The 4324-nt window shown below is 53.7% G+C and carries 2 protein-coding genes, 1 tRNA gene and 2 pseudogenes; 3 read left to right on the top strand and 2 right to left on the bottom strand.

The window, feature by feature from the left end; all coding sequences use genetic code 11:
* Nucleotides 1-46 precede the first annotated feature (46 nt).
* From ABLE85_RS23825 to ABLE85_RS23815, 3 genes and pseudogenes are all read left to right on the top strand, one after another.
* A tRNA-Met gene (locus ABLE85_RS23825) sits at nt 47-123 on the top strand.
* 961 nt (nt 124-1084) lie between these two features.
* Nucleotides 1085-1319 (top strand): annotated as a pseudogene (locus tag ABLE85_RS23820) (IS66 family transposase); the annotation flags it as partial.
* A 61-nt stretch (nt 1320-1380) separates the two neighbouring features.
* A pseudogene (locus ABLE85_RS23815) lies at nt 1381-1662 on the top strand (transposase); the annotation flags it as partial.
* Nucleotides 1663-2110: 448 nt separating this feature from the next.
* On the opposite strand, the gene ABLE85_RS23810 reads toward ABLE85_RS23815, so the two are convergent.
* Nucleotides 2111-2239, bottom strand: coding sequence for a hypothetical protein (locus tag ABLE85_RS23810; RefSeq protein WP_348795182.1), 129 nt, complete (start codon nt 2237-2239; stop codon nt 2111-2113).
* A gap of 687 nt (nt 2240-2926) precedes the next feature.
* Nucleotides 2927-4144: a tyrosine-type recombinase/integrase gene (locus tag ABLE85_RS23805; RefSeq protein ID WP_348795181.1), complete on the bottom strand. Its 1218-nt coding sequence runs from the start codon at nt 4142-4144 to the stop codon at nt 2927-2929.
* Between the last annotated feature and the right edge of the window lie 180 nt (nt 4145-4324).

Genomic DNA, 4324 nt, shown 5'->3' with positions numbered 1-4324 from the left:
AAACCAGACACCACCGGGCTGCTCGCCAACGCCGAACACCAGTTGACGCGGGGTGGAGCAGCCCGGTAGCTCGTCAGGCTCATAACCTGAAGGTCGTTGGTTCAAATCCAACCCCCGCAACCAAGTATTTCAAGGACTTAGCGGAACGGCGCAGGCGGAATGCCTGCGCCGCTTTGCTCGTTGTTGTGTAACGCAAGCACCGGTTTTTGCACCTCCAGTTAAGACTCAGGTGTGCGTCCGGCCAGTTCACGCAGGACGATTTCAACGAAGCACGCGGCGAAGCCACCGGGCTATGCGATTGTAGCTCCAGCGCAATTTTCGCTTGGACAACTCGGCCGGCGGCGGAAACTTACCTTCATTTATCAGCCGCTTTACATGTCGATACGACCAGGGGAGGCCGAATAGCGCCTTGATGTCCGCGTAGGTCAGGTTCGGGAGCTCATTGTGTTCAAGATTCACTGTGTTTCTCCTGTCTCCCCTCTCGCTTTTTCGCCGCATATTACAGTATAAGCCAATGAATGTCAATATATCTAGCGCACGCACGACATTTTGTGGTCTGTTGGATGATATAAATGGTTTCGATAATAAAATACAATTTGCACCACAAAAAATACGCAGCGTATTTTTAAAAAAGTAATTTGTAGACAATTTACCTGAGATTTCCGTTTTGTTGAATAGGTGGTGTGAATATATCGATAATCTGAAAAAAGCACTATTTATTGATAGCTTCCAAATCGCTGGCGCAGTTAAATAGGTTTGCGGTCAAGAAAAAAGCGCGGTGGTGTTTTCAGTTTTTTTGGTATCCGCGCTACACGGCCGCATTTTTTAAAACAGGCCGGTTTCGTTAAAGGCTGAACTTGGATGCTTGGTATTTTTCCAGGCTCTCAAAAAGTCGCTCCTGGGCCTCATAAATCTTGTTGCGAGCACTCTCCGCCATTGCGGGCGCTTTGATAGGTTTTCGTTTTCGGCGACCTGCGAAAGGTGGCTTGCCATTGGGCCATCAAAGCGGAGTTGCGATCCGGTTAGTGCCGTATCGCGGATCGGCAACAATCCCGCGCGCGGTAGTTCTCCTCTATCGGGAGGCCGGATCATGAGCCGCAAGGGTATCGATCACGACCGCTAGGTCGACCGTGCCGCCTTCGGACCCCATCACGCTGTATACGCTGATCATCTATCTGAAGCGGTCAAAGAAGGTCTTCATGGACCGAACCCGTGCTCCGGTGATTGATCTCAGTTCACACAAAATCGGGACGGGACACCTCTGGTCATTGGTGCGAGATGACCGTCCATGGAGTGATGGTGCACCACCCGATGTTGCCCTTCTACGCTTCCTGCCGCGTGGGGCAGTGGTCTGCCCCCTGAAAAGTGGTCCTCCCTGAAGCGTTCATCGAGCCGGGCAGCCCATGGGAGAATGGCTATTGCGAGAGCTTCAACTCGAAGCTGCGCGACGAACTGCTCAATGGTGAGATCTTCTACAGCCTCGCCGAGGCAAAGGTCATCATCGAGGCCTGGCGGCGCTACTACAATACCGAGCGGCCACACTCATCGCTCGGATACAAACCACCGGTGCCGGAGGCCATTGCCTAGCCTGCGCCACAACGTGGATCGGCACCACCATCTGCCCAGACGATGGCGGGAAAACCGATCATGCATCAAGACTGAAACCGGACCACCTCATAGGGGCAGGCCAGCAGCATGTGGAACGGATATTGCAAGGCCTGATATCTATTGCGGCCTCGGCGCAGTCAGCGTGTTTCTGAAGTAATCAGGTGTCCTGCTCCGGGCCGGCGATCCTGATCCACGCACAGGTCGCCGTCTGGTGCCTCGACCGCCTGCGTGAATCCGGCACACTCACGGCACCTTTCGGATGATTGTGGGTGGCGGCTGGCCGGAAGCCAACAGGAAAGTTGACCCCTACAAAGTCCCGCTGCCTTAAGGCCGCCACCGACAGCGCATTCGGTCCGCATACTGACTAATAAGCACGTTCAAAAAAGTCAGCCTGATCACCGCACTCGGCCGCCGCAAATAGAGCAGTCGCGCTGTCCTTCATTGTGTGGAGCAACCTTGTCGAGTAGCCATGATCCCCATCAAGCGCGGCCCTGAGGTGCTCCTACCAAGTTCGCTCAGCAAGCTCTTCGATATCCGTTTCACTAATAATATCTTTGCATTCATAAATAAGATCTAAGACCTGCAAACGAATCTCTTCAAGTCTAACTGCTTTTGAATAGAAATTATTCATCCATATAACCTTACGCTCTGATGCACAATTATCGGCACCCGCATAAAGTGTTGGGGAAATAGGCAACGCTGGCAAGCCGTTAATGGAAAATTTTTCGCAACTTTTTGCAGAACTCGATGGGCTGACCGCACGTATGCTAAAAGATGATGAACACGGCCAGGATGGAGAACGAAGGAGCAGCTATCGAGATGGTGCTTGTTGGTTTCCGCTGAGAACTGGATCTGACGCCCCTTTTGCTGAAGTTCCTACATGCGCCGATCAACGCGCTTGGGGTAGATCGAGGTTTGCTCGTCCGTACATTTGACGTTTGATAAGTTTCAAGCGAATGATTTTCCCGTTCGACCACGGTGAGATGATATCGTTTCGGACGGCGGCTATGGCGCTGGCAAGCGATCCAACAAGATGGCGTTAGCGCAATCCCGCCCTGACTTGCCTCCTCAGCGAGACACCGGCGTCACGCCCATTGCGAGACGACACCGCTTTGCCGAGGAAAGCCCTCCGCTCGTGAGCCAAGATGGTCAGCCGTCCATGAGATGCGCGTACCTCCCATCCGGGATCGAGACCCCTGCCTCGTTTTGCTTCAAAGTCCCGATGATCTGATTCATCCGAGAAGCGGCTGCGCTTCATGTTCTGGTCCTCTCTTTGGGCCAGATCGAACTTCAACCGGACTTAGTCAAAGGGGCAGCGTCACTCTTTCGGGTCGACGTCGGGTTCGATCCTGTAGTCGGCGACGATTCGTTTGATCTCGTCGGCGTATTTCTGCATCGCCACCTTGAGTTCTTCAAGGTACGCGTATTGATCGTAAACACGAGCCAAACCTTTTTTCCCGTGCCCGAGCGCAGCCTCGGCGACGGGTGCGTGGATGCCGAGCGCCGACAACTTCGTCCGTACGACCCTACGTAGATCGTGCAGCACGAAAGGCTTGAGCACGGTCTCGTTAGGATTGCGGTTGCGGGCGATAGCGATCCGTCTCAACATCTCGTGCATCAACTTCTCCAGCTGTTCCTTTGAATTGTGGAACCCACTGACGGGGGTCGTCCCATGCGTCGACGAAAACAAGTAGGGCCCCGATTCCGGATCGGTGAAAGCCGACAGGCCAGAGAACAATTCTACTGCCAAATCCGAAAGAGGCAGCTTCGTTTCGACTTGCGACTTGAATTCCCCTTGGGGAATTACGAACATTCTGTTCTCAAGTTCGAACTGGCTACGTTGTGACCGCGCCATGTTCGACAGGCGAGTACCGACCAACAGCAAAGCAAGGAACAGGCTCCCAAAAGGATAACCCAGTTTCTTGCAGGAATACCAGAACGCCGCGATTTCTTCGTCGCTCAGCATGTTGGTGCGGATCGACTTGCTCAGTTCGAAATCCTGAAGCCGGAGATCACTCATGGGGTTTACGAGCATCTGGAAACGCTTTCGCCGATCTGGCCGCATCACCCAGGCAAAGATTTGCTTGAGCAACTGAAAGATTTGAAGAGCCTGTGACTTGGAGTGCTTGGTGATGGCGTCCACAAAGGACGAGACATCGGCACTGTCAACGTCGCCGATGGGTTGGTTCAAAAAGTGATTGCGATCGGGACACAGAATATAACGACGTATCATTCCTTCACTCCAGGCCGCCGACTTGACCTTCTTACGCTCGACCAGATAGATCTCCACCACGGCGCTGAACACGCACTCTCTGCGTTGCCTCACCCTTTCCAAGGCGGCCAGTGCAAGCTCGAGTTCCCATTGTTTTGGATCTGTGCCCGCCACGCGCAGAGCTTCCCACTCGCGAGCACGAGCACGGGCTTGGACCAGGGTCAAACACCCCTCGCGCTCGAAACTGGAATAGAGACCGAGAAATCGAGTTGAGTCGCTGCTGGCTCCTTTCCTCCATCGCGCACGCATGTAGAACTTGATCACGTTTTGTGGCGAAACGCCGACCCAAAGATGCCGGGTTTCCCCCAGATCATGGTATCTGTGTTGATTTCCGCCAGGAACTGACCCGGGATTAGCGAATATTTCCATCGAGAAGTGACCCATGTTTGAACCTTGCCCCGCGTGTTTTCAGCGGGGGCTATGGAGTGATCGACATGGCGTTAT

It is taken from the genome of Mesorhizobium sp. KR1-2, from assembly GCF_040045035.1.
Lineage (GTDB): Bacteria > Pseudomonadota > Alphaproteobacteria > Rhizobiales > Rhizobiaceae > Pseudaminobacter.
Note: the sequence above shows the minus strand (reverse complement) of the source record. Positions and strands in the feature narration are given on the sequence as shown.